The sequence below is a fragment of the Polaribacter sp. M10 genome (assembly GCF_054968445.1).
In genome coordinates this window covers 1-25,680 of record NZ_JBSSBG010000012.1, presented here as the reverse complement: position 1 = coordinate 25,680, position 25,680 = coordinate 1, and the positions used below count along the sequence as shown (strand labels likewise).

Sequence of the window (25,680 nt, the reverse complement as noted above, 5' to 3'; positions counted from 1 at the left end):
GAAATACTGCTAATCCTATAAATAAATAATCACCTCCCATATGTTAATCCTTTAAAAAATCTTGTAAAACATCTGCAATTTTTCTGTTATCTGATAATTGCGGAATCTTATTTTGCCCACCAAATTTGCCTATGGATTTCATATACGCATGAAAACCTCCTTTTTTTACTTTTCTAATGATTAACGGACGTAATACTTTACCTTCAATCAAATCGAAATAATAAATATTTTGTGCTTGCATAGAAGCATCTACTTTTGCTGCAAATTCTTCTAGATTTTCGGGTTCGTTTTCAAATTCTACAAACCATTCGTGATAAGGCAAACCACTTTCTGGGTTTACTTGGGGTGCAACTGTAAACTCGCTAATATTAATATCTGTGCCTTTAATCGCATCATTTAATGCTTTTTCTACTTCTTTACCAATTACGTGTTCGCCAAAGGCGGATATAAAATGTTTTATACGACCTGTAACTTTAATTCTAAAGGGTTTTGTTGATGTAAACTCTACTGTATCTCCAATATTATATCCCCATAAACCTGCTGTAGTGTTTAAAATGATGACATAATTTATCCCAATTTTTACATCTCTGATGGAAATTCTGGTTGGGTTTTCATCAAAGAATTCAGTTGCAGGAATAAATTCATAGAACATTCCAGAATTGAGTTGCAACAACATTCCTTTTTCTTTTTGCGAATCTTGGTAGGCGATAAAACCTTCTGATGCTGGATACAATTCGATATAATCGATTTTTTTACCAATTAAACTTTCGAATTTGTTTTTATAAGGTTCAAAATTTACACCACCATAAATAAAGAAGTTAAAATTCGGGAACAATTCTGAAACCTTTTTACCGGTTTTTTCTATCAGTTTTTCGAAATACATTTGTACCCAAGAAGGAATTCCGCTAATTACAGACATGTCTTCATTTAGGGTTTCTTCTACAATAGCGTTTACTTTGGTATCCCAATCTTCTATGCAATTGGTTTCCCAGCTTGGCAAACGATTTTTTAGCAAGTATTTTGGTACGTAATGTGCTACAATTCCACTTAATCTGCCTAATTTAACTCCATTTTTATCGCTTAAAACTGGGCTACCTTGTAAGAAAATCATTTTTCCATCTACAAAACTTGCATCATTTTTTTCTACAATGTAAAACAACAAAGCATTTCTGGCAGCTTTAATATGCGTTGGCATAGATTCTTTGGTAATCGGAATGTATTTTGCCCCAGAAGTTGTTCCCGAAGTTTTTGCAAAATATAAGGGTTTACCTGGCCAAAGCACATCAGATTCACCTTCTACAATTCGATCTACATATGTTCGTAAACCTTCGTAATCTGATACTTTTACGCGCTTCTTAAAATCATCATAAGAAGTAATGTTTTTAAAATCGTGATCTTTACCAAAAGCTGTATTTTTTGCTTTTGAAATTAAATTTTTAAAAACTTTATCTTGCGTTTTATAAGGATTATTAGCCCACTTAAAAACTCTTTTTGTAGCAATTTTAGCAAACGGAATAGCAAATACAGACTTTATACTCATTATTTAAAATCGATTAAATTTGTAGGATTTACGGCATAACCTCCACTCCAAAGTTCAAAATGTAAATGCGGGCCAGTTGTTAACTCGCCAGTTGAACCCACACTTGCAATAACTTCTCCAGATTTTACAAAATCTCCTTGTTGTTTTAATAAGTTTCCATTGTGTTTGTACACAGAAATATAATCTTGTGCATGTTTTAAAATAATAACATAACCCGTTTCTGTATTCCATCCAGAAAAAATAACAGTTCCGTCTGCAATAGCCTTAACAGGTGTATTATTTTTTGCAACAATATCTACTGCTAAATGATTGGTTGTTGGATCGAATTCTTGCGAAATTGTTCCGCTTAAAGGTGCAAAAAACACAATTTTAACGTTTGTTGCAGCATTATTTTGAATCGGAAAACGATCTTGACTTTCTATTTTTTCTCTAAAAATTGAATCTTCTTTTGTTGCATATAACAAACTATCTTGTATAATTATTTTTTCTGATGATACAACAACAGTATCTATAATTTCTGGTTCTATCTCTCCGTTTAAAATGGGTTGCAGCGCCTTTGTATAATCGTTTATTACATCTAACTTCTTTTTTAAAGAGTCTGTTTGTATGGCCAATTTAGCTGCTTTAATTTTTAATTCTGTAGAAGAATAACCAGGAATATATTCTTTTATTGGTGTAAAAGTGATGATAAAAGTAGTAACTAAAATTAATAAAAAAGACAAAACACCACCTAAAACAAATACGTTTAAAACCGATAATTTTAAAGAAAAACGTTCTTCAAAAGTATCTTCGTTTAAAACCACCAACCTGTATTTATCAGTTAGTTTTTGTTTTAACTTTCCTTTCTTTTTGGCCTTATTATCCACTAAATTATCTTTAATTTATAAGAGTTAAACGTAAAAATAACGAAACTATTTTTTATAAAAATTCATTTCGTCTATATATTGCCAAACTTCATTGGTTAACATCGGTTTCATGTTCTTTTTGGCTTTAATTCCGTTTCTAATCATTGTTGATGAAATTTGCACAATTGGAGCATCAACCTTATGAATTTTAGGATTGTTTTTAAATTGATGTTCTACTGTGCCTTCTGCAATTCTTGGATACACATAAATGTGGTGATGCTCTAAAATAGTTTCGTAATTTTTCCATTTATGGAAACTTTTTAGATTGTCTTCGCCCATAATTAAGCAAAATTCTTTATTCGGATATTTGTCAGTAATATGTGCTAAAGTATGTACTGTATAATTGGGTTGTGGCAATTTAAACTCAATATCAGAAGGTTTTATTTTAGCATAATTTTCTGTTGCTCTATACACCAACTCAAATCTATGATGATTTTCTAATAACGAGCTTTTCTTTTTAAATGGATTATGAGGTGTTACCACCATCCAAATTTCATCTAAATCTGAATATTCTACCATATAATTGGCAATAATTACATGCCCAACGTGAATTGGATTGAATGTACCAAAATATAAACCTATTTTACTCATTTTTTTTGAAGATGATAGAAAAAAGATAAAAGAAAATAGACCTTTTACTTGCCCCTAATTTGTCTTTAATCTTTTTTCTTTACTCTATTTTCTTTGTTCTATTTTAAATCTAAAAAATCACCAACCAATTGTTCTGCTTCTTTTAAAGCAACATCTAATTCGTAATTTTTAATAATTTTATCGAATTGAGGTGCAGTTGCCAATTCTACAGAAGCTTTTGCAATGCGCATATTAATTTTTTCTTCGCTTTCTGTTTTACGCTTTTTTAAACGTATTTTAAGTTCATCTACACTTGGTGGTTTTACAAAAACAGATAACGTTTCTTCTGGAAATTTCTTTTTAATTCTTAATCCGCCAGCAACATCAATATCAAAAATAACATGTTTTTTTAAAGCCCAAATACGTTCTACTTCTGTTTTTAAAGTACCATAAAAATTATCTCTATACACTTCTTCCCACTCTAAAAAATCGTCATTTTTAATATGGTTTTTAAATTCTTTTAATGAAATAAAATAATAATCTACTCCGTCTTTTTCTGTACCTCTAGCTTCTCTAGAAGTTGCAGAGATAGAAAACTCTAAATTAAATTTTTCTTGTTTTAGTAAATGACGAACAATTGTTGTTTTACCAGAACCTGAAGGTGCTGAAAACACGAATAACTTTCCTTTAAAACCTGACATAAATTTTGTTTTAGTTGCTACTTTTTGGTTGATGAATTTTACTACTATCTAAAAACCATCAACCAAAAACTAATTAGAGTACATTTAAAATCTGTTCTTTAATCTGTTCTAACTCGTTTTTCATTTGAATAACCGCTTTTTGCATTGGTGCAAAATTGGCTTTAGAACCTGTTGTATTTATTTCACGACCCATTTCTTGAACAATAAATCCTAATTTTTTACCATTAGAATCTGGCGAATCTAAAGTTTCTAAAAAGTAATTTAAATGGTTTTCTAAACGCACTTTTTCTTCATTAATATCTAATTTTTCTAGATAGTAAATCAATTCTTGTTCAAAACGATTTTCATCAGTATCTACTTTTAAATCGTTTATTGCTTTTTGCAAACGGGTTTTTACATTGTCAATTCTATCTGTATCTAAAGCTTTAACTTCTTCTAAATACATTTTAATATTAGCCACTCTTTCTTTAAAATCAATTTCTAAAGAAGCAGCTTCATCAATTCTATATTGTACAATATCTTTAATGGCTTCGTCTATACTTTTATCAATCAGATTCCATTCGTTTTCATCTAATTCTTCGCGCTCAGTTTTTAAAGCATCTGGCATTGTAACTGCCATTTTTAACAGCTCAATATCGCCTTCAGAACCCACAAACAGCGTGTTTCTTAATTGCTGCATGTATTCTTTTACAACTCCTTTATTTATAGAAGTAGACGTTTCATCTGCAGTCATTTCTACAAAAATTGAAAAATCTACTTTACCTCTTTGTAAAGATTTAGCGAGTTTTTTTCGAACAGCAAGTTCTTTCTCTTTATAATAAGAAGGTATCCTTACGTTTAAATCTAAGTTTTTACTGTTTAGAGATTTTATTTCTATAGTTACTTTTTTGGTTGTTAATTGCAACACAGATTTTCCATAACCTGTCATAGATTGAATCATACAAAGCTTCATTTTAAATGAACAGCAAAGATAAGTTTTTATTTGGTTGATTTATACCCATCTTTAGTAACTAAATAAACGCCCAAAAAGATGATAATTGTAGCCACAACTTTAACAAAACTTAAAGAATCGCTACCAACCAAAAGCGCATAAATTGTTGCTATTACTGGTTGTAAATAAATAAAAACACCTACTGTTGTGGGTTTTAATTTGGTAAGTGCAAATAAATTAAAAAGATAAGTTACGCATGTAGTTAATAAAACCACAAAGCCAACTTTATAGTAAATGGTTGTTGGCATTGTTTGCCAATTGATTTCTATAGCTTCTTGAATACTAAAAGGAACAATGTAAATTACACCAAATAAATACAACCATTTTACAAATAGTATTGGATGATATTTAGTAGCTAACTTTTTTACCAATACCAAATACAAACCAAAAGAAACTGCATTTAGAAAGACTAAAAAATTTCCTAGAACTACATCTTTTCCGTCTAAATTTGATGAATTTCCGTACAAAATAAGAATAATTGCTCCAAACAAACCCACAAACACACCAACTATTTTTCTATAAGTGAGTTTTTCTTTAAGTAAAATACTCGAAAAAATAAGCACCATAATTGGAGCAATAACAGCAATTACAGATGCATTTATAGGCGTTGTTAAACTTAAGCCTTTAAAAAAAGAAAGAAAATTAATACCAACCCCAAAAAATGCAGCAAATGCTATCTTTTTAAAATCTTCTTTTTCAATTGATTTCTCTTTTACAAACAAACCTAAGGTCCAAAAAATAATAGTTGCCCCTGTTACACGCAAAAAAATAAATCCAAATGGTTTTACATAATTTGGCATTACATCTTTTGCAATGGAATAATTTAAGCCATAAATAAGAGCCACAATAAATAAGGCTAATATGGCTAAATTTCTTGAATTCATCTTCTTTTTTTGAATTGCTAAATTGATGATAATTTTAGAGAATGGTTTAACAAAAATGATATTCTTTACTTATACTAAATGTAAATTTTAGTTATAGCTCTACTTATTTTTTTTAAATACCTCTTTTTAATTTGTACACTTTACACAAAGCTAAATTTTACTTTATATTTGTTTTACATACTTTTTTTATGAAAATACATCAGATTGAAAAACAAGATTCTATTTTAAATAAATTTATCTCAGAAATTAGAGATGTAAAAGTTCAAAAAGATTCGTTGCGTTTTCGAAGAAATATAGAAAGAATAGGAGAGATTTTAAGTTACGAATTAAGCAAATCTCTTGCATACAAAAACACTACAATTCAAACTCCTTTAGGCGAAAAAGAAATTCAACTGAGTAATAATAAAATTGTGCTTTGTTCAATTTTAAGAGCAGGTTTACCTCTACACCAAGGTTTATTAAATTATTTCGATGATGCAGAAAATGCTTTTATTTCTGCATATCGTCATCACCCAAAAAACGACACTGATTTTGAAATTGTTGTAGAATATTTTGCAGCACCAGAAATAGAAAACAAAACTTTAATTCTTGCAGACCCAATGTTAGCAACTGGTCAATCTTTAGTTGCTGTTTACGAGGCTATTAAAAAACATGGAACTCCCAAAGAAATTCATATTGTTGCAGTTATTGGAGCCACAGAAGGTGTAGATTTTATACAGAAAAACTTTCCAGAAAATACTCATTTATGGATTGCAGCTATAGACGATAAACTTAATAACAAAGGGTATATTATACCTGGTTTAGGTGATGCTGGCGATTTGGCTTTTGGAGAAAAATTATAGTAAAAATTGCAAAACTAGGCTACCAATTAAAAATAGATAAAGCACAATATTTTTGATGATTTTTTTTTGAATTAACTCAATGCCGTTCGCTAAAATTATAGCTGTAGGAAACAAAATATAAATGATTTCTGAACCATCTTTTTTAGCCAAAATTGATGTAAAAATTGCCAGAACAACAAAATTATAGATCAATAAAATCCAACTTTTTTTAAACGTATTGTTTACAGACAATACTTTTATCGATTTAAAAAACACCGCAATTACTGCACAAATTATGATGCTGCAAAAAAGCCAAACATATTTTGCTTTGGCATAAAATTGAATGTCGAAATTAACATCAAAATTAAAAAGCTGAGTAAATTCTTCTGTTTTATCGTACCAAAAAAAATAAGCAAAATACACCATTAAAGGTGTAATAAAACCAATAATTGGCGATAAAATGGTGCGTATGGTAATTTTATTATGCAGATATATGGCTATATAAATTAGCAAAAACACCAAAATAGAAAGGGGTTCTAAAATAAAAAAGATACCTAGCCAAAAACCGCTATCAAAAAGCTTTTCTAAAACTTTTTTAGAAGAATGTAGACTGTAAATTTTTCGTAAAAAAAGTAAATAAACGATAGATAATAATAAAATATTGTATGCAATAAGTTCTGGTAAAATTACAACCAATAAAATGGTATAGAAAAAATAGGCATAAGAATTATCGAAAGTTAATTTGTTTTTAGAGTTGATAAAATTGAAAAGAAAAAACACAACTAAAAACAAAAGCAGTAATCCTCCGCTTTTTAAGAGATCATCAAAAAGAAATTGATTTAAAAAAAATGCTTTGTAAACACTAAAAACATACCCAATAAAAAAGAAAATCAAGAAAACAATAAAATTGATTGGTTTAGATTTGTTTAAAAAATTGGCTAGCATTATTTCTTTTGTTATTTTTGCAGCGTAAAGATAATTAAGTTATGATAGCAAGCAATATATTTAGATGGATTGGTAGTTTATTTACCGATATTTTATTCTTACCTTTTAACTGGCTTCGTTTGCAAGTAGCTACTGCTGATTTAGGTTGGTGGTTATCAAATGGTGTAAACTGGTTTTTTAGTCTAATTCTTATCGTTTTATTATGGTATTGGATGAAAGAATCTAGAAAGTTCTTAAAAGAAGGAACAGAAGACAGAGCTTAATACTACAATTTGGGAAGTAAAAATAAATTAAAACGTTTCAAAGAGAATGAAACGTTCAAAAATGTCATTCAGCCAACTAGAGACGAAGTTTTAAACAACTTTTCTTATAAAGGCAAATGGCATTCTTTTTTTAACAACAACAATCCTATTGTTGTTGAAATGGGTTGTGGAAAAGGCGAATATACAATTGCTTTAGCTCGTAAAAACCCGAATAAAAACTACATTGGTATAGATATTAAAGGCGCTCGTTTTTGGAGAGGTGCCAAAACTGCTATTGAAGAAAACTTAACAAATGTTGCTTTTGTAAGAACGCAAATTGAGTTGGTTGATTTTATTTTTGCTGAAAATGAAATTTCTGAAATTTGGATTACTTTTCCAGATCCGCAAATAAAATATCAACGTACAAAACACAGAATGACTAATGAAAAGTTTTTAAAGAAATACCACACTATTTTAAGCAAAGATGGTGTTGTAAACTTAAAAACAGATTCTGAATTTATGCACGGTTATACTTTAGGATTATTACATGGTGCAGGCCATGAAATATTATACGCAAACCACAATGTATATAACAATGCAGGTGCACCTGCAGAAGTAACAGAAACCCAAACTTTTTACGAAAATCAATATTTAGAAATTGGGAAACTGATTACTTACATCAAGTTTAAATTAAATTATTAAACTTTTTCTCTTTATTTTTTGGTTGATAAAATATCTGTGCCTAAATATATATTGTCTTTGTTATAATACCAAGCTCTAATTTTAGGCATTTTTATAGCGTTAATAGTTTCTAATCCAGATAGTAAAATATATTCGCCACTATCTTTTGTTTCTTTAAAAAACTGATACACTTCCATTGCATAAGTATCAGGATTAAAATAAAAATACCAAGTATCTTTACCTACTTCTTTGCTGTAAGTTACTTTTAGCACCAAATAATCTTTTCCTTTAAACTGACGTTTTTCTACTTTTTGATGAATGATAGTCCCTTCATCTTTTAACTTCATTGGTAAACCATACAAATACGTATAATAATTTTTATACAATTTAGCTCGCTCACATTTTGCTTTCGCATCTTTTTCTAGCGCTTCTAAAGTTTGATTTTCTTTTACTTTTTCTACACTGCAATCTCCTTTGTGGATTGTATATGTATTGATAACTGTATCTCTTTTAGCGGTTACAGAAAAGTATTCTTTAGGTAAATTAATAGTGATTTTACTTTCTCTAGGTGCGCCTTTAGGGGTTTCCATAGTTACAAACAACTCACCATTAAAGGTTTCCCAATTTCCATTTGGGTCGTGAAATTGAATGGCTTTAGCTAATAATTCATCACCAGTAATTTCTTGAGAAAGTATTGTTGATGATAATAAAAGGAATAGAAGTGTGGTTAGGTTTTTCATACTTTAAAAGTAATAAAAATACATAAACGAAAAGACCCCACAGGTTTTAAAAACCTGTGGGGTCTGAAAAATATTATATAGTTTTCTTATTCTTGAATATCGAGTTTTAAACTCAATTCTTGCAATTGCTCATCATCTATAAAAGCTGGTGCATCAATCATCACATCTCTACCAGAATTATTTTTTGGGAATGCAATAAAATCACGAATGGTTTCTTGACCTCCTAAAATAGCAACCAATCTGTCTAAACCAAAAGCTAAACCTCCATGAGGTGGTGCTCCATACTCAAAAGCATCCATTAAGAAACCAAATTGAGCTTTGGCTTCTTCTTCAGAAAAACCTAAATGTTTTAACATTGTTGCCTGAATTTCTTTATCGTGAATTCTGATTGAACCTCCACCAATTTCATTACCATTTAAAACTAAATCATAAGCATTTGCCTTCACTTCTCCTGGTTTAGAATCTAATAATTCTAATTGACCAGGTTTTGGTGAGGTAAATGGATGGTGCATTGCATGGTAATGACCTGTTTCTTCATCTAACTCTAATAATGGAAAGTCGATAACCCAAAGAGGAGCAAATACTTTAGGATCTCTTAATCCTAAACGTTCTGCTAATTCCATACGTAAGGCAGACATTTGTGTTCTTACTTTATTGGTTTCACCAGATAAAATACAGATTAAATCACCTGGTTTTGCACCTGTTACTTCTGCCCATTTTGCTAAGTCTTCTTGGTCGTAAAACTTATCCACAGAAGATTTAAAAGTACCATCTTCGTTTACACGACAATAAACCATACCTAAAGCGCCTACTTGAGGTCGTTTTACCCATTTTATGATGTTGTCTATCTGTTTTCTTGTATATGCATTTCCACCAGGAACTGCAATACCAACTACTAATTCTGAGTTATTAAAAACTCCAAAATCTTTGTGTTGTGTTACTTGATTTAACTCGCCAAACTCCATTCCAAAACGGATGTCTGGTTTATCATTTCCATACAAACGCATGGCATCATCAAACAACATTCTTGGAAACTTCTCTACCTCTACTCCATTAATTTCTTTTAATAAATGACGTGTTAATCCTTCAAAAATATTTAGAATATCTTCTTGCTCTACAAAGGCCATTTCACAGTCTATTTGTGTAAATTCTGGCTGTCTGTCTGCACGTAAATCTTCATCTCTAAAACATTTTACAATCTGAAAATATTTATCCATTCCACCAACCATCAACAATTGTTTAAAGGTTTGTGGCGATTGTGGTAAGGCATAAAACTGACCTTCGTTCATTCTAGAAGGCACTACAAAATCTCTTGCGCCTTCTGGAGTAGATTTAATTAAATATGGCGTTTCTACTTCTATAAATTCTTGATCAGACAAGTATTTACGAACTTCCATAGCTACTTTATGACGAAAAATTAAACTGTCTTTAACAGGATTTCTTCTAATATCTAAGTATCTATATTTCATTCTGATGTCTTCTCCTCCATCAGTTTTATCTTCTATGGTAAAAGGTGGTAATTTTGCTGCGTTTAAAATTTCTAACTCAGAAACTAAAACCTCAACCTCGCCAGTTGCTATATTTTTGTTTTTCGATTCGCGCTCAATAACAGTACCTTTTACTTGAATTACAAATTCCCTACCCAAAGATTTTGCTTTTTCAATCATTGCAGCTGGTGTGCGCTCTTCATCAAAAATTAACTGTGTAATTCCATATCTATCTCGCAAATCTACCCAAACCATAAACCCTTTGTCTCTTGATTTTTGTACCCAACCTGCTAGCGTAACTTCTGTATTTATGTGTGATGCTCTTAACTCACCACAAGAATGACTTCTATACATTTCTTATTTATTAAAGCGCAAATTTAAAACTTAAAATTTGCTTGTGAAAGATTGAGCTAATTTAGTTTTATCTTTGTTTTATTTTTAGATTTATGAGCAAATTATATTTAGTACCAACACCCATTGGTAATTTAGAAGATATGACTTTTAGAGCCATAAAAGTTTTAAAAGAAGTTGATTTTATACTTGCAGAAGACACAAGAACCAGTGGAAAACTCTTAAAGCATTTTGAGATTGCTACGCAGATGCACAGTCATCATATGCATAATGAACATAAATCGATTGAAGGTATTTTAAATAGAATTAAAAGCGGAGAAACTTGCGCTGTTATTTCTGATGCTGGAACTCCTGCAATTTCAGACCCTGGGTTTTTATTAACGAGAGCTTGCGTAGAAAATGATATTGATGTAGAATGTTTACCAGGTGCAACTGCTTTTGTGCCAGCTTTGGTAAATTCTGGTTTGCCTAATGATAAATTTGTTTTTGAAGGATTTTTACCTGTAAAAAAAGGAAGACAAACTCGTTTTTTACTCTTAGCTGAAGAAACAAGAACCATGATTTTTTACGAATCTCCTCATAAATTGGTAAAAACTTTAGGACATTTTATTGAATATTTTGGTGCTGACAGAAAAGTTTCTGTGTCTAGAGAACTCACCAAAATGTTCGAAGAAACTGTAAGAGGAACAGCCACAGAAGTTTTGGCTCATTTTACAAAAAAACCACCTAAAGGTGAAATTGTTGTTGTTGTTGAAGGAAAATCTCCTAAATAAGTTATTAAAATCACTACTAACCAGATTAGTAGTGATTTTTAGTTCAAAGAAACCGTAATTACAATTTTTTAGTAGTAATTACAATTACTCCATGTTTCGCTTTGTATTTTTTCATGGCTTGTTCTCCTTTAAAAATTTCCATTTTTTCTATTTTTTCAGGAGTTAAACCATCTAAAGATTTTCTGTTTGATACTTTTCCATCAATAATAATCATTGGAGCTGGTTTATCATCACCTAAATCTCCATTCTGTCTTATCTTGATGTTGGTAAAATCCATAGTTTTTGATGCTTTTGTAGTTATTAAAATAGCACCATTTGCAGCATCGTATTTCTTAATAGCTTCTTCTCCTTTTATCACATTAATAGAAGCAATTTTACTTTGATCTATTAGTTCTACAGGAAAATCGAACTTTTTACCATCTACAAATACTTTAGGTTTTTTGCCGTCTTTTACTTTTATATAGATATTCTCTTTTTCCTCTTTATCTTGAGCATTTACTGCAGAAAATGACAACATAAATAAAAAGAATGTAAATAATAATTTTTTCATGGTTTTAAATATTTAAGGTTTATAAACTTATTCAATTAGAGTTATTCAGGTTTCGTATACACAACCACCAAATCGTTTTCTAAAATAATTTGATACTGTTTTTTAGGTTGGTTATTGGCTACAAACATATTTTTAGCTTCGTTTAATAATGCTTGTTTTTCAGAAATCGATAATGTGTTTTCATTTTTTGTATTGATGATTAAAGTGACTAACAACACAATTGATGCTGCCACAGAAAAGAAACCGAGTTTTATTCTTTTGGCTTGGGTCTGTTTTTTATCAAACGATTCCCATAATTTTTCATTAAAATGATCAGGCGCATTTCTTTTGTTTTCTTTTACAAAATTGGCTATTGATTGTATTTCAGTATGTGATTCGTTAACATGTTCAAACAAAAACGCTTCTTCTTTTAAAGTGCTTTTACCTGCCTTGTATTTATCTATCAAATTATTAATATGCTCCTCGCTCATAATGGTAATTTTTTTCTAATGCAACACCTATTTGTTTTCTTGCTCTCGAAAGCAAAACCCTAACATGTTCAATTTTAAGACACAATGCTGATGCTATTTCTGTAAACTCATAACCATCTACATCTCTCATTAAAAACACCTCTTTTTGTTGTTCTGGTAATGTTTCTAAAATTTTATAAATGATGGTGTTCAGTTCTTTCCATTCAAGATTTTCAGTTTCATTTGACGATTTTAAAACCTTTAATTCGGATGTTGAATCTTCTAAAATCAAAGCTTTTTTTCTAAGTAAATCAATACAATAATTACGCGCAGTTAAGATTACAAAACCCTTTATATTTGGATGATTCTCTAGTTTTTTTCTTTTCTGCCATAATTTTATCATAATTTCTTGTATAGCGTCTTCTGCTTTAGAATTACTGCCTAACAAACGCGCAACCATAGGAAACAATCGTTCTGACAAAGAAAATACCTGAAGTTTAAAATCTTGTTTGGTCATTATATATAGATAACGCAGAAATGTAAAGTTTTATAACAAAGAATGTAACTTTTATTTTAAAATTTATAGTAATAGTTTTAATTAGAGAAAGCTAATCTATTGTATTTTTTATATTATGGCAGATCCTCTTTATGCATTTTAACAAGCAAAAATTAGATTAGAATTTAAGAGAACTAAAATTTCATGTACTTCGCATTTATCAGTAAAAAGCAAACAATCAATTATAAATCCTAAAGCATTTGTTTTACAGAAATTGTTTTATTTTTGAATCGAAACAATATACTTTTAAACAACATGAATTATAGAAAATTAGGTAAAACAAACTTAAAAGTATCAGAAATAAGCCTTGGAACTTGGCAAGTTGGTGGCAAATGGGGAAGTGACTTTAGCTTTGATAATGCAGAAAAAATTATCAACACAGCTATAGATCATGGAATTAATTTTATAGATACTGCAGATGTTTATAGCGAAGGATTAAGTGAAAAAACGGTTGGTAAAGTTATTCGCTCTCGTTCTGAAGAAATATACGTTGCTACCAAATGCGGAAGACAATTAAACCCACATACAAATGCTTCGTACACAACTGCAGCTTTAAGAAAATTTGTAGAAAATAGTTTATCTAATTTAGGTTTAGAAAGAATCGATTTAATTCAATTGCACTGCCCACCAACAGAAGTATACAGTCGTCCAGAAATTTTTGGTTTGTTCGATGATTTAACTAAAGAAGGAAAAATTAGAAATTATGGTGTTAGTGTAGAAAAAGTAGAAGAAGCTCTAACAGCAATAGAATTTAAAGGTGTTAGTACTGTTCAAATTATTTATAACATGTTTCGTCAAAAACCAAATGAATTATTTTTTAGCGAAGCAAAAAAGAAAAACGTTGGTATTATTGCACGTGTCCCTTTAGCTAGTGGTTTACTAACCGGAAAGTTTAATAGAGAAACAACTTTTAATAAAGATGATCATCGATTTTTTAACAGAAAAGGAGAAGCCTTTGATAAAGGAGAAACGTTTTCTGGAATAGATTATAACTTGGGTTTACAAGCAGTAGAGGAGTTGAAAGAAATATTTAAAGGAAATGAAAATTTAGTTCACAAAGCATTACAATGGATTTTAGCTTTTGATGAAATTAGTTGTGTAATTCCTGGAGCATCAAGTGTAGATCAATTATTATCTAACCTACAAACAGAAAAAGTAAATGCCATTACTTCTAAAGAAATAAAGTTAACCAAAGCTATTTATGATAAATATATCAAAGCTGAAGTTCACGATTTATGGTAAAAATAAATTTACATTTCACTATAACACCTAAATATGACAACAGTAAAAGACTTTAAAAAAAAGTTAAAAGAAAAGACCGAATCAATTTTATTTGCAGAAACCATGCAAATTATAGAAGAGAATTACAACTTTACACCAACTGCATTTACAAATGGTGAAATCAAAAATAAAGCCGGAGAAAACTCAGGTTCTTGTAAATTATTTGCTTTTGCTATACATCAACAATTAACAAAAGAAGAAACATTAGATTGTTTTGGCGAACATTATAGAGGTGTTTTAGAAGATGAAAAAGGAACATCACACCAAAATATTAGAAATTTTATGAAATCTGGTTTTAAAGGTTTGTATTTTGATAGTGATGCACTAGAATTAAAATAATAAATGCAAAACCTTTTTTATCAGAAATAAAAAAAATGCACGTATTACGAATAGCATGTAGATTTAAGAGCAAATCCTTTAGTTTCTGCTCACCTAAATTCTAAGAATAATAAACTACTTTTATAACGTTCTAAAAAACAAATTATGCTTAAAAAATCCATCTACATTTTACTGCTATCGTTCGTGTTTATCAACTGTAAAACAGAAAAAAATGAAATTTTAACTGATGAGAATTATGCAGATATCATCAACAAAGAATTTACAGGAGATTTAGCCTATAATACCACAGCTTTTGTAGAAAAATATTGGAGAGTTGTTGGTAATACAGGTTTTAATAAAAGCATTTATAAAGTAGAAGAAGCACTTGTAAAAGCGGGTTATATTCTAGAAGAAAATGCCACTGAAAAAGATGTGCTTACCTATAGAATTGAAAAACGTCCGTTAAAAAGATTAACTTGGGAATCTGTAGATGCAATGGTTAGCATCAACAAAGAAAAAGAGCCTTTATTGCAACATGCTACCAATAGAAATATGATTGCTTTAAACTCTTACAGCACACCAAAAGAAGGCATTACAACAGAAGTTATTTATGTTGATGATTTAACGAAATTGCCAAAAATGGATGTGAAAGGCAAAATTGTTTTTGCAGAAACCAGCCCTTATCGAATTTATAAATCTGCAATTGTAGATGGTAAAGCAGCAGGAATTATCACATATAATAATCCAAAGTATTTACAGCCAGAAAAAAATACAACCTCAATTCAGTTTCGATCAATTCCTCAAGATACGATCCACAAACCTTGGGCAATTGCATTGTCTTTTGCTGCAAAAGAACGATTAAAAAAAGCTTTAGAAAAAGGCAAAGTTACTTTAAATGTAAAAATTGAAACCAACATTTATCCATCAGAAGAATTAACAATTATTGCAGAAGTTAAAGGAACAGAAAAACCAAAAGAGCGTTTGGTTTTTAGTGCTCATGTACAAGAACCTGGTGCAAACGACAATGCAACTGGAGTTGGTGTTGCTTTAGAAATGGCTGTATTGACTGCAAAATTTATGCATCAAAAAAAGTATCAACCTAAAAGAACTTTAACCTTTTTATGGGGTGATGAAATTGTATCTACAAGAAGATTTGTACAAGAAGATTCTATTAGAGCAAAAGATATTAAATGGGGGATTTCTTTAGATATGGTTGGTGAAAATACTGAAAAAACAGGAGGAACTTTCTTGATAGAAAAAATGCCAGATCCAAGTGCTATTTTGACACGTGGAAAAGACAAACACACAGAATGGGGTGGTTCTAAAATGAACTTAAAACAAATGAAACCTCATTATTTAAACGATTTCTTAATCGATAAATTTAAAGCACAAGGTAAAAGAGCAAATTGGGCTGTTGCCACCAATCCTTTTGAAGGTGGCAGTGACCATGTTCCGTTTTTAAAAGCAGATATACCCAGCGTTTTATTTTGGCATTTTACAGATCAGTTTTATCATACAGATAATGATCGATTAGACAAAGTTTCTAAATCTACCTTAAAAAATGTAGGTACAACTGCTTTAATTGCTGCATATACTTTATTAAATGCTGATGAAAATACTGCAAAATCTATTTTATCAGATTTAGAAAAAGCGGCAGTAGCCAGGCTAAATGAAGAATGGAAACAAAGTAAAATTGCCATTAACAAAGGAGATTCTTTAGCTACACAAATCCAAATTATTGAGGCTTGGAAAGATTGGTATCAACAATCATTTACAACAACTTTAGATTTGGTAAATAACGATGTTTTAATCAACAAAGAAATAGAAAGCTCAAAACAATTAATCGATTCGATTTCTGTAGATATCATTAAAAAACTTGAACAAAAAGACTAGCTGCTATGACTAAAAAATCAGATAATTTTTTTGAAAAAGTTTATGTTGTAGCACGTAAAATTCCTTTTGGACGCGTTACAAGTTATGGAGCCATTGCCACTTATTTGGGTGCTGCAAGATCAGCAAGAATGGTAGGTTGGGCTATGAATAATTCGCACACACAATCAGAAGAAGTTCCTGCGCACAGAGTAGTCAATAAAAAAGGATTGTTAACTGGCAAACATCATTTTGATGGCACCAATTTAATGCAACAATTACTAGAAAGCGAAGGTATTGTTGTTATTGAAAATCAAATTCAAGATTTGGATAAAGTTTTTTGGAATCCTTCAGAACATTTGTCTTAATATCTCCTAATTTTTAAAAAATTAAGTAATAATTGCAACCTATCAATCCATAAACAAACATAATTTATTTACTTTATTTTATAATTTGTAAGGCGTATCTTTGTAGAGTAGATCTAGTAGTAAACTAAAAGCTACTTACAACTATAGATAAAAGCCAAAAACGAAGGAATGAGTTTTAAAAAACAAGATATATACAACGCATTAGAAACGATTACAGCTCCTGGAGAAGGTAAAAGTTTGGTAGAAAATAATAATATTAAAAATGTAGTTATTTTTGGTGATGAAGTAAATGTAGATGTTACTATCAGCAACCCAACTTTACAAGCAAAAAAGAAAGTTGAAGCTGAAATTACCAAAGCCATTAAAACCAATGTTGATGAAAAAATTGACGTAAAAATCAATTTAAAAGTAGAAAAAGCAGCACCAAAAGAAGATCCGAATTTAATTAAAGGAAAACCAATCCCGAATATTAAAAATATTATTGCAATTGCCTCTGGTAAAGGAGGTGTTGGTAAATCTACAATAACCTCTAATCTTGCTATTTCTTTGGCAAAAATGGGTTTTAGTGTTGGGGTTTTAGATGCAGATGTTTATGGGCCATCGCAACATATTATGTTCGATGTAGAAAAAGAAAAACCACTTTCTGTAAATGTAGATGGTCGTTCTAAAATGAAACCGATAGAAAATTATGGAGTTAAATTATTGTCTTTAGGCTTTTTTACAAATCCAGATCAGGCTGTAATTTGGCGAGGACCAATGGCATCTAAAGCTTTAAAACAATTAATTTTTGATGCTGCTTGGGGCGAATTAGATTTCCTTTTAATCGATTTACCACCAGGAACAGGAGATGTACATTTGTCTATTGTACAAGCCTTACCTATTAATGGCGCAGTTGTAGTTTCTACACCACAAAACATTGCTTTGGCAGATGCTAAAAAAGGAGTTGCAATGTTTCAGCAAGACAGCATAAAAGTTCCTGTTTTAGGAATCATAGAAAATATGGCATATTTTACGCCAGAAGAATTACCTAACAATAAATATTATATCTTTGGTAAAGATGGTGCAAAAAACCTTGCAGAAGATATAAATACAACCTTTTTAGGAGAAATACCTTTAGTACAAAGTATTCGTGAAGCTGGAGATGTTGGGCATCCAGTAGCTTTACAAGAAGATACTGTTTTAGAAAAATCATTTAGCCATATTACCAAAGAAATGGTAGCTCAATTATTAAAAAGAAATGCAAATTTACCACCAACAGAAGTTGTTAGAATTACAACAATGAGTGGTTGCAGTTCAGTAAAAAACTAGATTTATGACAGCACAAGAAACACATAATAATGTAGAAAAGGCTTTAGACGAAATTCGTCCTTTTTTAATAAGCGATGGTGGTAACATAAAGTTACTTTCTATAGAAGACGCCATTGTAAAAGTACAATTACAAGGCGCTTGCACAGGATGTTCTGTAAATCAAATGACCTTAAAAAATGGTGTAGAAGCCACTATTAAAAAGTACGCTCCAGAAATACAAGAAGTAATAAACGTTGCTTAACAAGCAAATATTTTGGGCGTTACTTTATGCAGCAAGCAAGCTGCATTAAAGTCAGGCTTTCAGCACTCGCTTTTTTGTTTTGCTGAATAAAAATTCAGCAAAACAAAAAGAGCTCAAACAAATGCTTCAATCCTTAACGCGCTTAGCAAACTAAATAAAAAGCACGAAAAAGTATTTAAATTTATTAATAATATACTTCTAAAACTTTAGCGTTTTCTGCTTTTAACTGAATCGTTTTTATAGCAGCTGGTAATAATAAAGTTTCACCAGTATTAATCGTGTAAGTTTTTTCTTCAGAAATTAAATCTACAGTACCTTCTACACACATATAAATTACAAAGGAATCTATTTCTGAGTAATCTTTATCAATTGTGGTATTAATATCTAAAATATTTGTTCTAAAATATGGAGAATACACCAATTTATTAGAAACATTCTTTTCTAAATTGTACTCTGTTTTATAATTCTCATGCACTTCATAGTCTAAAACACCCATAGCCATATCACTATGCAACTCTCTTTTTTCACCAGTTTTAGCATCTACTCTATCATAATCATAAATACGATACGTAATATTAGACGTCTGCTGAATTTCAGCTAATAAAACCCCTGCTCCAATTGCATGCACACGACCAGTTGGGATGTAAAAAGTATCGCCTTTGTTTACAATTTCATGATGCATTACTTCTAAAATGGTATTATTCGCTAAATGCGTTTTATAACCTTCTGCATCTATTTTTTCATCAAAACCAACAATTAACTCAGCATCTTTATCAGCTTGCATCACATACCACATTTCGTTTTTTCCAAAAGAATTATGGCGTTCTTTAGCTACTTCATTATTTGGATGCACCTGAATAGACAATGGTGTTTTTGCATCAATAAACTTAATTAACAATGGAAATTCCTCTCCAAACTTTTCGTAAACTGCGTTACCAACAAAATCACCTTTAAACTCATTGGTTAAATCTCTTAAAGATTTGCCTTTTAAATCGCCATCGGCAACAACGGTTTCATCTCCAGAAACATCAGAAATTTCCCAAGATTCACCAATATTTTCTTCTGTATAATTTTTATTTAATTCAGTTTTTAATTTTTCTCCACCCCAAATTCTATATTTATAAATTGGCGCAAATTTTAAAGGATATAATTTCATAATAAATTTTTAAAGACTAGTAACAAATTTAAATATATAATTTTTATTGGTGTAAAACTAACATTAAATTCTAATTCAGGCTCTAATGTTTGGGTAAATAAAGCGAATCAAAAACATTTATAAAATTTAAATAAAAAAAATGAAAAAGTATTTGGCAGATTTATAAAACTTACTATCTTTGCACCGCTCTAATAATTTAGAGTTTATGTTCTTTAAAAAACAAGACTGCGAAAGTAGCTCAGGGGTAGAGCATCACCTTGCCAAGGTGAGGGTCGCGGGTTCAAATCCCGTCTTTCGCTCTAAACCTTTTATAAAATTTCATGCTGAAGTGGTGGAATTGGTAGACACGCTGGACTTAAAATCCAGTGAGCAGTAATGCTCGTATGGGTTCAAGTCCCATCTTCAGTACAATAACCGTTGTTAATCTTTTGATTTTCAACGGTTTTTTGGTTTTTACTAAATTATTTCTCTAAAATAGATAAAAAAGAGATAGATTCTATTTTGTTATTTTTTAACTCAAAATTGCTAACTTGTAGCAACATTAACTTACAATAGAGTCAGTTTCTTGATTTACAAGATGAGTATGCACCAAAACTTGACTTACAATTATAGAAAGCGCAATTACACTTAAAGCAAAACTATTTAGATGCTTTAATTTAGAAAATCTACGCTAATCTTAAAGAATTAACGTTTTTAATTACGAAATTGCTTGCTTTACCAGAACCAAACTTTTTTCTGAAAAAGGAATTGTTAATGCTGCAGTATGCCCTTTTTCAGACATTTTAACCCAAGTCTTTTTTAAAATATCTATTACTTTTTCGTCTGGGTGTTTTGCCGCAAATTCATCGAAATAATAATCTAAAAAGACTAAACAAATAGTATCTTCCAAAATTTGAGATTCTTCGTTTTTCTTAATTAATTTCTTTAAGATTATTTTTTTAACTCTTTCTTGAAATTGCTCATCAAAACCGACTTGTTCTAAAATTTCTACTGTTAAATCTGCATGCATTTTTTTAAGCATTTCTCGCCATTTTAAATAACCAACTCTATTCATTGGATATTCGTTTCTGGAAATTTTCCACCTGCAAATGTGTTGTGCTCTAGCTGCAATTTGCAATGCTTTCGACGCATTTGGCTCAAACTGAAGTAGTTTTCTTGTCATTCTTTGCGAATACAATAACTCTTTAGCAAAAGTTAACCCGGCAACTTGATAAGTATTCGGGTCTTCAACATTTTTTTTATCTATTAAGGCAATTGCAGTTTCAAATCTTGTAGGTTTCATAGGTAGCATTATTCATAAAAGCCAATATACACATTTTCATCTTTTATTTTATATAGACATTTTTTTTAAAGCATACCATTTATTTAACCTTGCTGAGTTAAAAGTATACAACCTAACAAGGTTTTAAAATCAAGCTATCAAATCATTCAATTTTTAATATTAAAAAACCACATAATTTATCACTTATTAAAAAAAAAAGAACGATTCACATTTTAAACCATCAGTAAAAATTAACATAAACAAAGAATTACAACCTCTTACAAGATTTTTTTCTTTACAAAACTAAAAATGATTTAAGTATAAATCTTATCAAAAAACAAAAGAAAGAAAGTCTGGTAAGCTTAAAAAATATCTAAATGTAATTGAACTATCATTAATTTTATAAAATTTTTAACAAAACTGCGTAGTTTATACATGTATCTACATCTAAATCAGTAATGGATTTTAATATCTTTGGTTTTCATTAATTCAAATTTTAAGAATGGAAGATTTTATTCTTTACTTTAAAATGGGGCTAAACCATGTTTTAGACTTTGCTGCTTACGATCATATCTTGTTTTTAATTGTTTTAGCCATTGTTTTTACTTACTTCGAAATCAAAAAATTAATTTGGCTAGTTACTTTATTTACGCTTGGCCACTCTGTAACCTTAGCATTATCTGCATATCAAGTACTAAACATCAGTATTGAATTAATAGAATTTTTAATTCCCTTAACCATTTTTATTACAGGTTTTGCAAACATCATCAACTCGAAAAAATCATCAGAAAAAAATAACACAAATCTAATTTTTGCTTTACTCTTTGGATTGATTCACGGTTTAGGATTTTCTAATTATTTTAGAATGATGATTGGTCAAGAAGAAAACAAACTTTATCCTTTAATAGAATTTGCTTTAGGTATAGAAGTTGCACAAATAATTATTGTTTTAGGCATATTAATTTTGGGTAGTATTTTTCAAAACTTATTTAAAATAGACAAAAGAGATTGGATTTTAGTTGGTTCTTCTATTGTAATTGGTTTTGCCATACAAATGATGACAGACAGAGTGTTTTGGTAAAAAATTTCTGTTATTATTAACGTCTAAATCCTTTAAATCTTTTTAATTTCGCTTTTTATGACTGAAAAGAAGCAATTAAAATACGATATTGCCTATTTAAAAATGGCTCGTGAGTGGGGCAAACTCTCGCACTGCAAAAGAAAACAAGTTGGCGCTTTAATTGTAAAAGATAGAATGATTATTTCTGACGGTTTTAACGGAACTCCCACTGGTTTCGATAACTGTTGCGAAGATGAAGATGGTATAACAAAATGGGAAGTTTTGCATGCAGAAGCCAATGCAATTTTAAAAGTAGCTTCGTCTACACAATCTGCAAAAGGCGCAACCTTATATATTACTTTATCACCTTGTACAGATTGTAGCAAGCTTATTCATCAAGCAGGTATAAAAAGAGTAGTTTATGCAAATGCATACAAAGATCCTTCTGGATTAAAATTTTTAGAAAAGGCTGGTGTAGAACTTAAGTATTTACCTTATGAATAAAAATAACTTACCTATATATTTTGCAATTGCAGTAGTATTAGGAATTGTAATTGGTGTGTTTTTTGGTGGTAACTCTAACAATTTACTTTCATTTTCTAAAAACCAATCGCAAGAACAAAAAATTAAAAAACTCATCAATTTTATTGAGCAAGACTATGTAGACGATGTAAATACAGACGATCTTTTAGATGGTGCAATTACACAAATGCTGGGTAAACTAGACCCGCATTCTATATACATTCCTAAAGAAAACCAACAGGCCAACATAGAGAATATGCAAGGTAACTTTGTTGGTATTGGAGTTCAATTTAGAATGATAAAAGACTCAATTACAGTGGTACAACCCATAAAAGGAGGCCCAAGTATTAAAGCAGGAATTAAAGCTGGAGACAGAATTTTAATGGCAAATAACGATACTTTGTATGGCAAGAATTTTAAAACTGGCAGTGTACCCAAATACTTAAAAGGAAAACCAGACACTAAAGTAGCATTGCAAATTTATAGAAAAAGCAACGACTCTTTATTTACAATAAACATTACTCGCGGAAAAGTAAACATTAAAAGTGTAGATTTAGCGTATATGTTAAACGATTCTATAGGTTATATTAAGCTAGATCGTTTTGCAAGAAATACTTACAGAGAATTTAAATCATCTATAAATAATTTAATTGATGATGGAATGACAGATCTAGTTTTAGATTTGCGTGGTAATGGAGGTGGTTTTATAGACATTGCAAATAGAATTATTGACGAATTTTTAGAAGCGGATAAATTAATGGTCTTTACAAAAAATAATAAAGATCAAATTGAAGAATTCTACTCAACCTCAATTGGCGCTTTCGAAAATGGTGGTTTATATGTTTTAATTGATGAAAACTCGGCTTCTGCATCAGAAATTGTTGCAGGCGCTTTACAAGATAATGATAAAGGTACCATTATTGGACGTCGTTCTTTTGGTAAAGGATTAGTACAAATAGAAATGGATCTGGGTGATGGTTCTGCAGTTCGTTTAACAACTGCCAGATATTACACACCTACAGGACGCTCTATACAAAAACCTTATGCAAAAAACGGAGACAAAAATTATAGAAAAGATTATCAAAATAGAATTTCTAATGGAGAGCTTTTAAGCAAAGACAGCATTAAAGTTGTAGATTCTTTGCAATACAAAACACCAAAAGGCAAAATAGTTTATGGTGGTGGAGGTATTATTCCTGATGTTTTTGTAGCTATAGACACCACTTCTTATATGTCTGGTTTTTATTACAACACCACTAATAATTTTGCTTTTGATTATGTTGATAGTAATAGAAAAAAATTATCAAAATGGACAATAGACACGTTTGTTGAAAATTTTGATTCAGACGAAACCGTATTTGATAGCTATTTAGCTAAAATAAAAGACAGAGCAAATCCATCTTTTAGAACCAAAAACAACTTAAAAAAATACTTAAAAGCTTCTATTGCTAACGTACTTTTTGGCGATGTTGGTTTTTATAGAATTATTCACAAAGACGACAAAATGCTTCAAAAAGTTTTTGAGTTGGAAAGTAAAGAGGAATAGCTTTTCTTTGTAGCGATGATTGAAATTAACACTTCAGAAAACAAAAAAGTCTATTTTGCTTCAGACCAACATTTAGGAGCACCTACACCAGAAAAAAGTTTTCCGCGCGAAAAGAAATTTGTAGCCTGGTTAAACCAAATTAAAGACGATGCAGAAGCCCTTTTTTTAGTGGGTGATTTGTTCGATTTTTGGTTCGAGTACAAAACCGTAGTTCCAAAAGGTTTTGTAAGAGTTTTAGGCAAATTAGCCGAAATTAGAGATTCTGGAATTCCAATTTATTTTTTTGTTGGCAATCATGATTTATGGATGAATGATTATTTTGAAAAAGAATTAAACATACCTGTTTATCATAAACCACAAGTTTTTTTAATCAACAATAAAAAAGTGTTTATTGGTCATGGTGATGGTTTAGGACCAGATGACAAAGGTTTTAAGCGTATGAAAAAAGTGTTTACATTTCCTTTATTTCAATGGATGTTTAGATGGCTTCATCCAGATTTAGGCGTAAAATTAGGGCAATTTATGTCTGTTAAAAATAAAATGATTTCTGGTGATGAAGATTTTAAATTTTTAGGAGAAGATAAAGAATGGTTAGTACAATATTGCAAACGCAAATTAGAAACAAATCATTACGATTATTTTGTTTTTGGCCACAGACATTTACCTTTAGAAATTCAATTGAACAAGAATAGTAAATACATTAATCTTGGAGATTGGATTAACTATTTCACGTACGCAGAATTCAGTAACGAGTTTAAATTATTAAAATATCAAAAATAAAAAAAGCGACCATAAAAATAGCCGCCTTTTTTATAAAAATATTTGTAATTATTTTAAGTTAAAACTTAGTCTTGCAAATAAAAATCTACCACTAATACCAAATTGTTGTGCTCTTCTAGACCAATCAAAACGTCCAGAACTTCTGTTACCATAAGCAGCATCTGCCATATCTGGGTAAACATCTAACAAGTTGTTTGCACCAATAGTTAAAGTTAAATCTTCTGATGCTTTATAACCAAAAGACAAATCAGTAACCACTTTAGAACTAAATACTTGTTGATTTGCAACAACAGTAGTAGCTTCTGTTACTTCACCAAAATAAACGTTTCTTAAAAACACATTAAATTTACCAGTTGTAAAATTATTTGTTAAGTTAAACTTAGTTCTTGGCACAGCTTCTTCTAAGTAAACTCTACTATCCTCAGGAAAATAAGTGCTTTCTAAACCAGCATTCTTTAAAACTTCAGAAGATTTTATATCACCAACTTGTTGTGTTTTAGATAAAGTAGCAGATAAATCTGATGTTAATCTAGAATTAGACCCAATATCTGCTTTATGTGTAATTACAAAATCTAAACCTTTAGATTGCGTATCTATTGCGTTTGCAAAGAACGATGCTGCAGAAGCGTTTGCTTGCGCTAAAAGATTATCTAACTCTGTACCTGTTCCTGGCCCTTGAAATTGCCCTGTATAAACAACTCTATCATTGTATTATCCTGATATAGGTTGACCTTTTTTTAGGTTTAATTTATACCGTTCAAATTATTTTTTTAGCCGTTTAGAA

The 25,680-nt window shown here is 30.2% G+C and carries 28 protein-coding genes, 2 tRNA genes and 1 pseudogene; 16 read left to right on the top strand and 15 right to left on the bottom strand.

The window, feature by feature from the left end:
- Positions 1-43: 43 nt before the first annotated feature.
- The 6 genes from ACWYN7_RS11575 to ACWYN7_RS11550 form a co-directional block, all read right to left on the bottom strand.
- The gene (locus tag ACWYN7_RS11575; protein ID WP_462860121.1) at positions 44-1,540 is read right to left on the bottom strand and encodes a GH3 auxin-responsive promoter family protein; all 1,497 of its coding nucleotides are present in this window, start codon (positions 1,538-1,540) and stop codon (positions 44-46) included.
- Positions 1,540-2,406 (bottom strand): M23 family metallopeptidase, encoded by an 867-nt coding sequence (locus tag ACWYN7_RS11570; RefSeq protein ID WP_462860120.1) that lies wholly within the window; start codon positions 2,404-2,406, stop codon positions 1,540-1,542. Before ACWYN7_RS11570 ends, ACWYN7_RS11575 begins: the two co-directional genes overlap by 1 nt.
- A 45-nt stretch (positions 2,407-2,451) precedes the next feature.
- Positions 2,452-3,036: a nicotinate (nicotinamide) nucleotide adenylyltransferase gene (gene nadD / locus ACWYN7_RS11565; protein ID WP_462860119.1), complete on the bottom strand. Its 585-nt coding sequence runs from the start codon at positions 3,034-3,036 to the stop codon at positions 2,452-2,454.
- A 98-nt stretch (positions 3,037-3,134) separates the two neighbouring features.
- Positions 3,135-3,716 carry a guanylate kinase gene (gene gmk, locus ACWYN7_RS11560; protein ID WP_462860118.1) on the bottom strand — a complete coding sequence of 194 codons (582 nt, stop codon included), beginning with the start codon at positions 3,714-3,716 and terminating at the stop codon, positions 3,135-3,137.
- A gap of 73 nt (positions 3,717-3,789) precedes the next feature.
- A complete protein-coding gene (locus ACWYN7_RS11555; protein ID WP_462860170.1) occupies positions 3,790-4,644 on the bottom strand; it encodes a YicC family protein in 855 nt (284 codons plus the stop codon).
- Between the two features lie 50 nt (positions 4,645-4,694).
- Positions 4,695-5,591 carry a DMT family transporter gene (locus ACWYN7_RS11550; RefSeq protein ID WP_462860117.1) on the bottom strand — a complete coding sequence of 299 codons (897 nt, stop codon included), beginning with the start codon at positions 5,589-5,591 and terminating at the stop codon, positions 4,695-4,697.
- A 188-nt stretch (positions 5,592-5,779) separates the two neighbouring features.
- Between ACWYN7_RS11550 and upp the strand changes: the two genes are divergently transcribed.
- Positions 5,780-6,433, top strand: a complete 654-nt coding sequence (upp, locus tag ACWYN7_RS11545; protein ID WP_462860116.1) for a uracil phosphoribosyltransferase — start codon at positions 5,780-5,782, stop codon at positions 6,431-6,433.
- Here upp and ACWYN7_RS11540 read toward each other — a convergent pair.
- Positions 6,428-7,357 carry a DUF6427 family protein gene (locus tag ACWYN7_RS11540; RefSeq protein WP_462860115.1) on the bottom strand — a complete coding sequence of 310 codons (930 nt, stop codon included), beginning with the start codon at positions 7,355-7,357 and terminating at the stop codon, positions 6,428-6,430. The genes upp and ACWYN7_RS11540 overlap by 6 nt on opposite strands.
- A 41-nt stretch (positions 7,358-7,398) precedes the next feature.
- Between ACWYN7_RS11540 and ACWYN7_RS11535 the strand changes: the two genes are divergently transcribed.
- Both ACWYN7_RS11535 and trmB read left to right on the top strand, forming a co-directional pair.
- On the top strand, positions 7,399-7,620 hold the full coding sequence (locus tag ACWYN7_RS11535; protein ID WP_462860114.1) for a DUF6341 family protein: 222 nt from the start codon (positions 7,399-7,401) through the stop codon (positions 7,618-7,620).
- Between the two features lie 9 nt (positions 7,621-7,629).
- On the top strand, positions 7,630-8,301 hold the full coding sequence (trmB, locus tag ACWYN7_RS11530; RefSeq protein ID WP_462860113.1) for a tRNA (guanosine(46)-N7)-methyltransferase TrmB: 672 nt from the start codon (positions 7,630-7,632) through the stop codon (positions 8,299-8,301).
- Between the two features lie 11 nt (positions 8,302-8,312).
- On the opposite strand, the gene ACWYN7_RS11525 is transcribed toward trmB, so the two are convergent.
- Both ACWYN7_RS11525 and aspS read right to left on the bottom strand, forming a co-directional pair.
- On the bottom strand, positions 8,313-9,020 hold the full coding sequence (locus ACWYN7_RS11525) for a DUF6503 family protein (protein WP_462860112.1): 708 nt from the start codon (positions 9,018-9,020) through the stop codon (positions 8,313-8,315).
- Between the two features lie 86 nt (positions 9,021-9,106).
- Positions 9,107-10,861 (bottom strand): aspartate--tRNA ligase, encoded by a 1,755-nt coding sequence (gene aspS / locus ACWYN7_RS11520; protein WP_462860111.1) that lies wholly within the window; start codon positions 10,859-10,861, stop codon positions 9,107-9,109.
- Between the two features lie 92 nt (positions 10,862-10,953).
- Here aspS and rsmI point away from each other — a divergent pair, with 92 nt between their 5' ends.
- The gene (rsmI, locus tag ACWYN7_RS11515) at positions 10,954-11,631 is read left to right on the top strand and encodes a 16S rRNA (cytidine(1402)-2'-O)-methyltransferase (protein WP_462860110.1); all 678 of its coding nucleotides are present in this window, start codon (positions 10,954-10,956) and stop codon (positions 11,629-11,631) included.
- Between the two features lie 58 nt (positions 11,632-11,689).
- On the opposite strand, the gene ACWYN7_RS11510 is transcribed toward rsmI, so the two are convergent.
- Genes ACWYN7_RS11510 through ACWYN7_RS11500 form a run of 3 tightly spaced genes read right to left on the bottom strand, consistent with a single transcriptional unit; the run spans position 11,690 to position 13,147 of the window.
- Positions 11,690-12,181, bottom strand: coding sequence for a hypothetical protein (locus ACWYN7_RS11510; RefSeq protein WP_462860109.1), 492 nt, complete (start codon positions 12,179-12,181; stop codon positions 11,690-11,692).
- Between the two features lie 41 nt (positions 12,182-12,222).
- Positions 12,223-12,651 carry a hypothetical protein gene (locus ACWYN7_RS11505; protein ID WP_462860108.1) on the bottom strand — a complete coding sequence of 143 codons (429 nt, stop codon included), beginning with the start codon at positions 12,649-12,651 and terminating at the stop codon, positions 12,223-12,225.
- On the bottom strand, positions 12,632-13,147 hold the full coding sequence (locus tag ACWYN7_RS11500) for an RNA polymerase sigma factor (RefSeq protein WP_462860107.1): 516 nt from the start codon (positions 13,145-13,147) through the stop codon (positions 12,632-12,634). The genes ACWYN7_RS11505 and ACWYN7_RS11500 overlap by 20 nt, the downstream gene beginning before the upstream one ends.
- 294 nt (positions 13,148-13,441) lie before the next feature.
- Between ACWYN7_RS11500 and ACWYN7_RS11495 the strand changes: the two genes are divergently transcribed.
- The 6 genes from ACWYN7_RS11495 (at position 13,442) to ACWYN7_RS11470 (ending at position 18,571) form a co-directional block, all read left to right on the top strand.
- Positions 13,442-14,428, top strand: a complete 987-nt coding sequence (locus ACWYN7_RS11495) for an aldo/keto reductase (RefSeq protein WP_462860106.1) — start codon at positions 13,442-13,444, stop codon at positions 14,426-14,428.
- A gap of 33 nt (positions 14,429-14,461) precedes the next feature.
- Entirely contained in the window at positions 14,462-14,806 is a 345-nt protein-coding gene (locus tag ACWYN7_RS11490) for a HopJ type III effector protein (RefSeq protein ID WP_462860105.1), read from the top strand.
- 144 nt (positions 14,807-14,950) lie between these two features.
- Positions 14,951-16,678, top strand: a complete 1,728-nt coding sequence (locus ACWYN7_RS11485; protein ID WP_462860104.1) for a M28 family peptidase — start codon at positions 14,951-14,953, stop codon at positions 16,676-16,678.
- Between the two features lie 5 nt (positions 16,679-16,683).
- Positions 16,684-17,022 carry an MGMT family protein gene (locus ACWYN7_RS11480; RefSeq protein ID WP_462860103.1) on the top strand — a complete coding sequence of 113 codons (339 nt, stop codon included), beginning with the start codon at positions 16,684-16,686 and terminating at the stop codon, positions 17,020-17,022.
- Between the two features lie 168 nt (positions 17,023-17,190).
- On the top strand, positions 17,191-18,330 hold the full coding sequence (locus ACWYN7_RS11475; protein WP_462860102.1) for an Mrp/NBP35 family ATP-binding protein: 1,140 nt from the start codon (positions 17,191-17,193) through the stop codon (positions 18,328-18,330).
- 4 nt (positions 18,331-18,334) lie between these two features.
- Positions 18,335-18,571, top strand: coding sequence for a NifU family protein (locus ACWYN7_RS11470; RefSeq protein WP_462860101.1), 237 nt, complete (start codon positions 18,335-18,337; stop codon positions 18,569-18,571).
- Positions 18,572-18,755: 184 nt separating this feature from the next.
- On the opposite strand, the gene ACWYN7_RS11465 is transcribed toward ACWYN7_RS11470, so the two are convergent.
- Positions 18,756-19,727: a type I phosphomannose isomerase catalytic subunit gene (locus ACWYN7_RS11465; RefSeq protein ID WP_462860100.1), complete on the bottom strand. Its 972-nt coding sequence runs from the start codon at positions 19,725-19,727 to the stop codon at positions 18,756-18,758.
- A gap of 227 nt (positions 19,728-19,954) precedes the next feature.
- On the opposite strand from ACWYN7_RS11465, the gene ACWYN7_RS11460 reads away from it, so the two are divergent.
- A tRNA-Gly gene (locus ACWYN7_RS11460) sits at positions 19,955-20,026 on the top strand.
- A 23-nt stretch (positions 20,027-20,049) separates the two neighbouring features.
- Positions 20,050-20,135 (top strand) — tRNA-Leu (locus tag ACWYN7_RS11455).
- A gap of 289 nt (positions 20,136-20,424) precedes the next feature.
- Here ACWYN7_RS11455 and ACWYN7_RS11450 read toward each other — a convergent pair.
- Positions 20,425-21,009 (bottom strand): DUF4202 domain-containing protein, encoded by a 585-nt coding sequence (locus tag ACWYN7_RS11450; RefSeq protein WP_462860099.1) that lies wholly within the window; start codon positions 21,007-21,009, stop codon positions 20,425-20,427.
- 481 nt (positions 21,010-21,490) lie between these two features.
- Here ACWYN7_RS11450 and ACWYN7_RS11445 point away from each other — a divergent pair, with 481 nt between their 5' ends.
- From ACWYN7_RS11445 to ACWYN7_RS11430, 4 genes are read left to right on the top strand one after another with little or no spacing between them, the layout of a single operon-like run.
- Positions 21,491-22,069 (top strand): HupE/UreJ family protein, encoded by a 579-nt coding sequence (locus ACWYN7_RS11445; RefSeq protein ID WP_462860098.1) that lies wholly within the window; start codon positions 21,491-21,493, stop codon positions 22,067-22,069.
- Between the two features lie 57 nt (positions 22,070-22,126).
- Positions 22,127-22,552, top strand: a complete 426-nt coding sequence (locus ACWYN7_RS11440; protein ID WP_462860097.1) for a deoxycytidylate deaminase — start codon at positions 22,127-22,129, stop codon at positions 22,550-22,552.
- Positions 22,545-24,116 carry a S41 family peptidase gene (locus ACWYN7_RS11435; protein WP_462860096.1) on the top strand — a complete coding sequence of 524 codons (1,572 nt, stop codon included), beginning with the start codon at positions 22,545-22,547 and terminating at the stop codon, positions 24,114-24,116. Before ACWYN7_RS11440 ends, ACWYN7_RS11435 begins: the two co-directional genes overlap by 8 nt.
- Before the next feature lie 15 nt (positions 24,117-24,131).
- Complete coding sequence (locus tag ACWYN7_RS11430) at positions 24,132-24,896, top strand: UDP-2,3-diacylglucosamine diphosphatase (RefSeq protein WP_462860094.1); 765 nt, start codon at positions 24,132-24,134, stop codon at positions 24,894-24,896.
- 48 nt (positions 24,897-24,944) lie between these two features.
- Here ACWYN7_RS11430 and ACWYN7_RS11425 read toward each other — a convergent pair.
- Positions 24,945-25,604: pseudogene (locus ACWYN7_RS11425) on the bottom strand (TonB-dependent receptor domain-containing protein); the annotation flags it as partial.
- Positions 25,605-25,680 lie beyond the last annotated feature (76 nt).

Coding starts and splice junctions, on each gene's coding strand:
- ACWYN7_RS11575 (WP_462860121.1), bottom strand. CDS start 1,540: ATGAGTATAAAGTCTGTATTTGCTATTCCGTTTGCTAAAATTGCTACA.
- nadD (WP_462860119.1), bottom strand. CDS start 3,036: ATGAGTAAAATAGGTTTATATTTTGGTACATTCAATCCAATTCACGTT.
- gmk (WP_462860118.1), bottom strand. CDS start 3,716: ATGTCAGGTTTTAAAGGAAAGTTATTCGTGTTTTCAGCACCTTCAGGT.
- ACWYN7_RS11555 (WP_462860170.1), bottom strand. CDS start 4,644: ATGACAGGTTATGGAAAATCTGTGTTGCAATTAACAACCAAAAAAGTA.
- ACWYN7_RS11550 (WP_462860117.1), bottom strand. CDS start 5,591: ATGAATTCAAGAAATTTAGCCATATTAGCCTTATTTATTGTGGCTCTT.
- upp (WP_462860116.1), top strand. CDS start 5,780: ATGAAAATACATCAGATTGAAAAACAAGATTCTATTTTAAATAAATTT.
- ACWYN7_RS11540 (WP_462860115.1), bottom strand. CDS start 7,357: ATGCTAGCCAATTTTTTAAACAAATCTAAACCAATCAATTTTATTGTT.
- ACWYN7_RS11535 (WP_462860114.1), top strand. CDS start 7,399: ATGATAGCAAGCAATATATTTAGATGGATTGGTAGTTTATTTACCGAT.
- ACWYN7_RS11525 (WP_462860112.1), bottom strand. CDS start 9,020: ATGAAAAACCTAACCACACTTCTATTCCTTTTATTATCATCAACAATA.
- aspS (WP_462860111.1), bottom strand. CDS start 10,861: ATGTATAGAAGTCATTCTTGTGGTGAGTTAAGAGCATCACACATAAAT.
- rsmI (WP_462860110.1), top strand. CDS start 10,954: ATGAGCAAATTATATTTAGTACCAACACCCATTGGTAATTTAGAAGAT.
- ACWYN7_RS11510 (WP_462860109.1), bottom strand. CDS start 12,181: ATGAAAAAATTATTATTTACATTCTTTTTATTTATGTTGTCATTTTCT.
- ACWYN7_RS11505 (WP_462860108.1), bottom strand. CDS start 12,651: ATGAGCGAGGAGCATATTAATAATTTGATAGATAAATACAAGGCAGGT.
- ACWYN7_RS11500 (WP_462860107.1), bottom strand. CDS start 13,147: ATGACCAAACAAGATTTTAAACTTCAGGTATTTTCTTTGTCAGAACGA.
- ACWYN7_RS11495 (WP_462860106.1), top strand. CDS start 13,442: ATGAATTATAGAAAATTAGGTAAAACAAACTTAAAAGTATCAGAAATA.
- ACWYN7_RS11490 (WP_462860105.1), top strand. CDS start 14,462: ATGACAACAGTAAAAGACTTTAAAAAAAAGTTAAAAGAAAAGACCGAA.
- ACWYN7_RS11485 (WP_462860104.1), top strand. CDS start 14,951: ATGCTTAAAAAATCCATCTACATTTTACTGCTATCGTTCGTGTTTATC.
- ACWYN7_RS11480 (WP_462860103.1), top strand. CDS start 16,684: ATGACTAAAAAATCAGATAATTTTTTTGAAAAAGTTTATGTTGTAGCA.
- ACWYN7_RS11475 (WP_462860102.1), top strand. CDS start 17,191: ATGAGTTTTAAAAAACAAGATATATACAACGCATTAGAAACGATTACA.
- ACWYN7_RS11470 (WP_462860101.1), top strand. CDS start 18,335: ATGACAGCACAAGAAACACATAATAATGTAGAAAAGGCTTTAGACGAA.
- ACWYN7_RS11465 (WP_462860100.1), bottom strand. CDS start 19,727: ATGAAATTATATCCTTTAAAATTTGCGCCAATTTATAAATATAGAATT.
- ACWYN7_RS11450 (WP_462860099.1), bottom strand. CDS start 21,009: ATGAAACCTACAAGATTTGAAACTGCAATTGCCTTAATAGATAAAAAA.
- ACWYN7_RS11445 (WP_462860098.1), top strand. CDS start 21,491: ATGGAAGATTTTATTCTTTACTTTAAAATGGGGCTAAACCATGTTTTA.
- ACWYN7_RS11440 (WP_462860097.1), top strand. CDS start 22,127: ATGACTGAAAAGAAGCAATTAAAATACGATATTGCCTATTTAAAAATG.
- ACWYN7_RS11435 (WP_462860096.1), top strand. CDS start 22,545: ATGAATAAAAATAACTTACCTATATATTTTGCAATTGCAGTAGTATTA.
- ACWYN7_RS11430 (WP_462860094.1), top strand. CDS start 24,132: ATGATTGAAATTAACACTTCAGAAAACAAAAAAGTCTATTTTGCTTCA.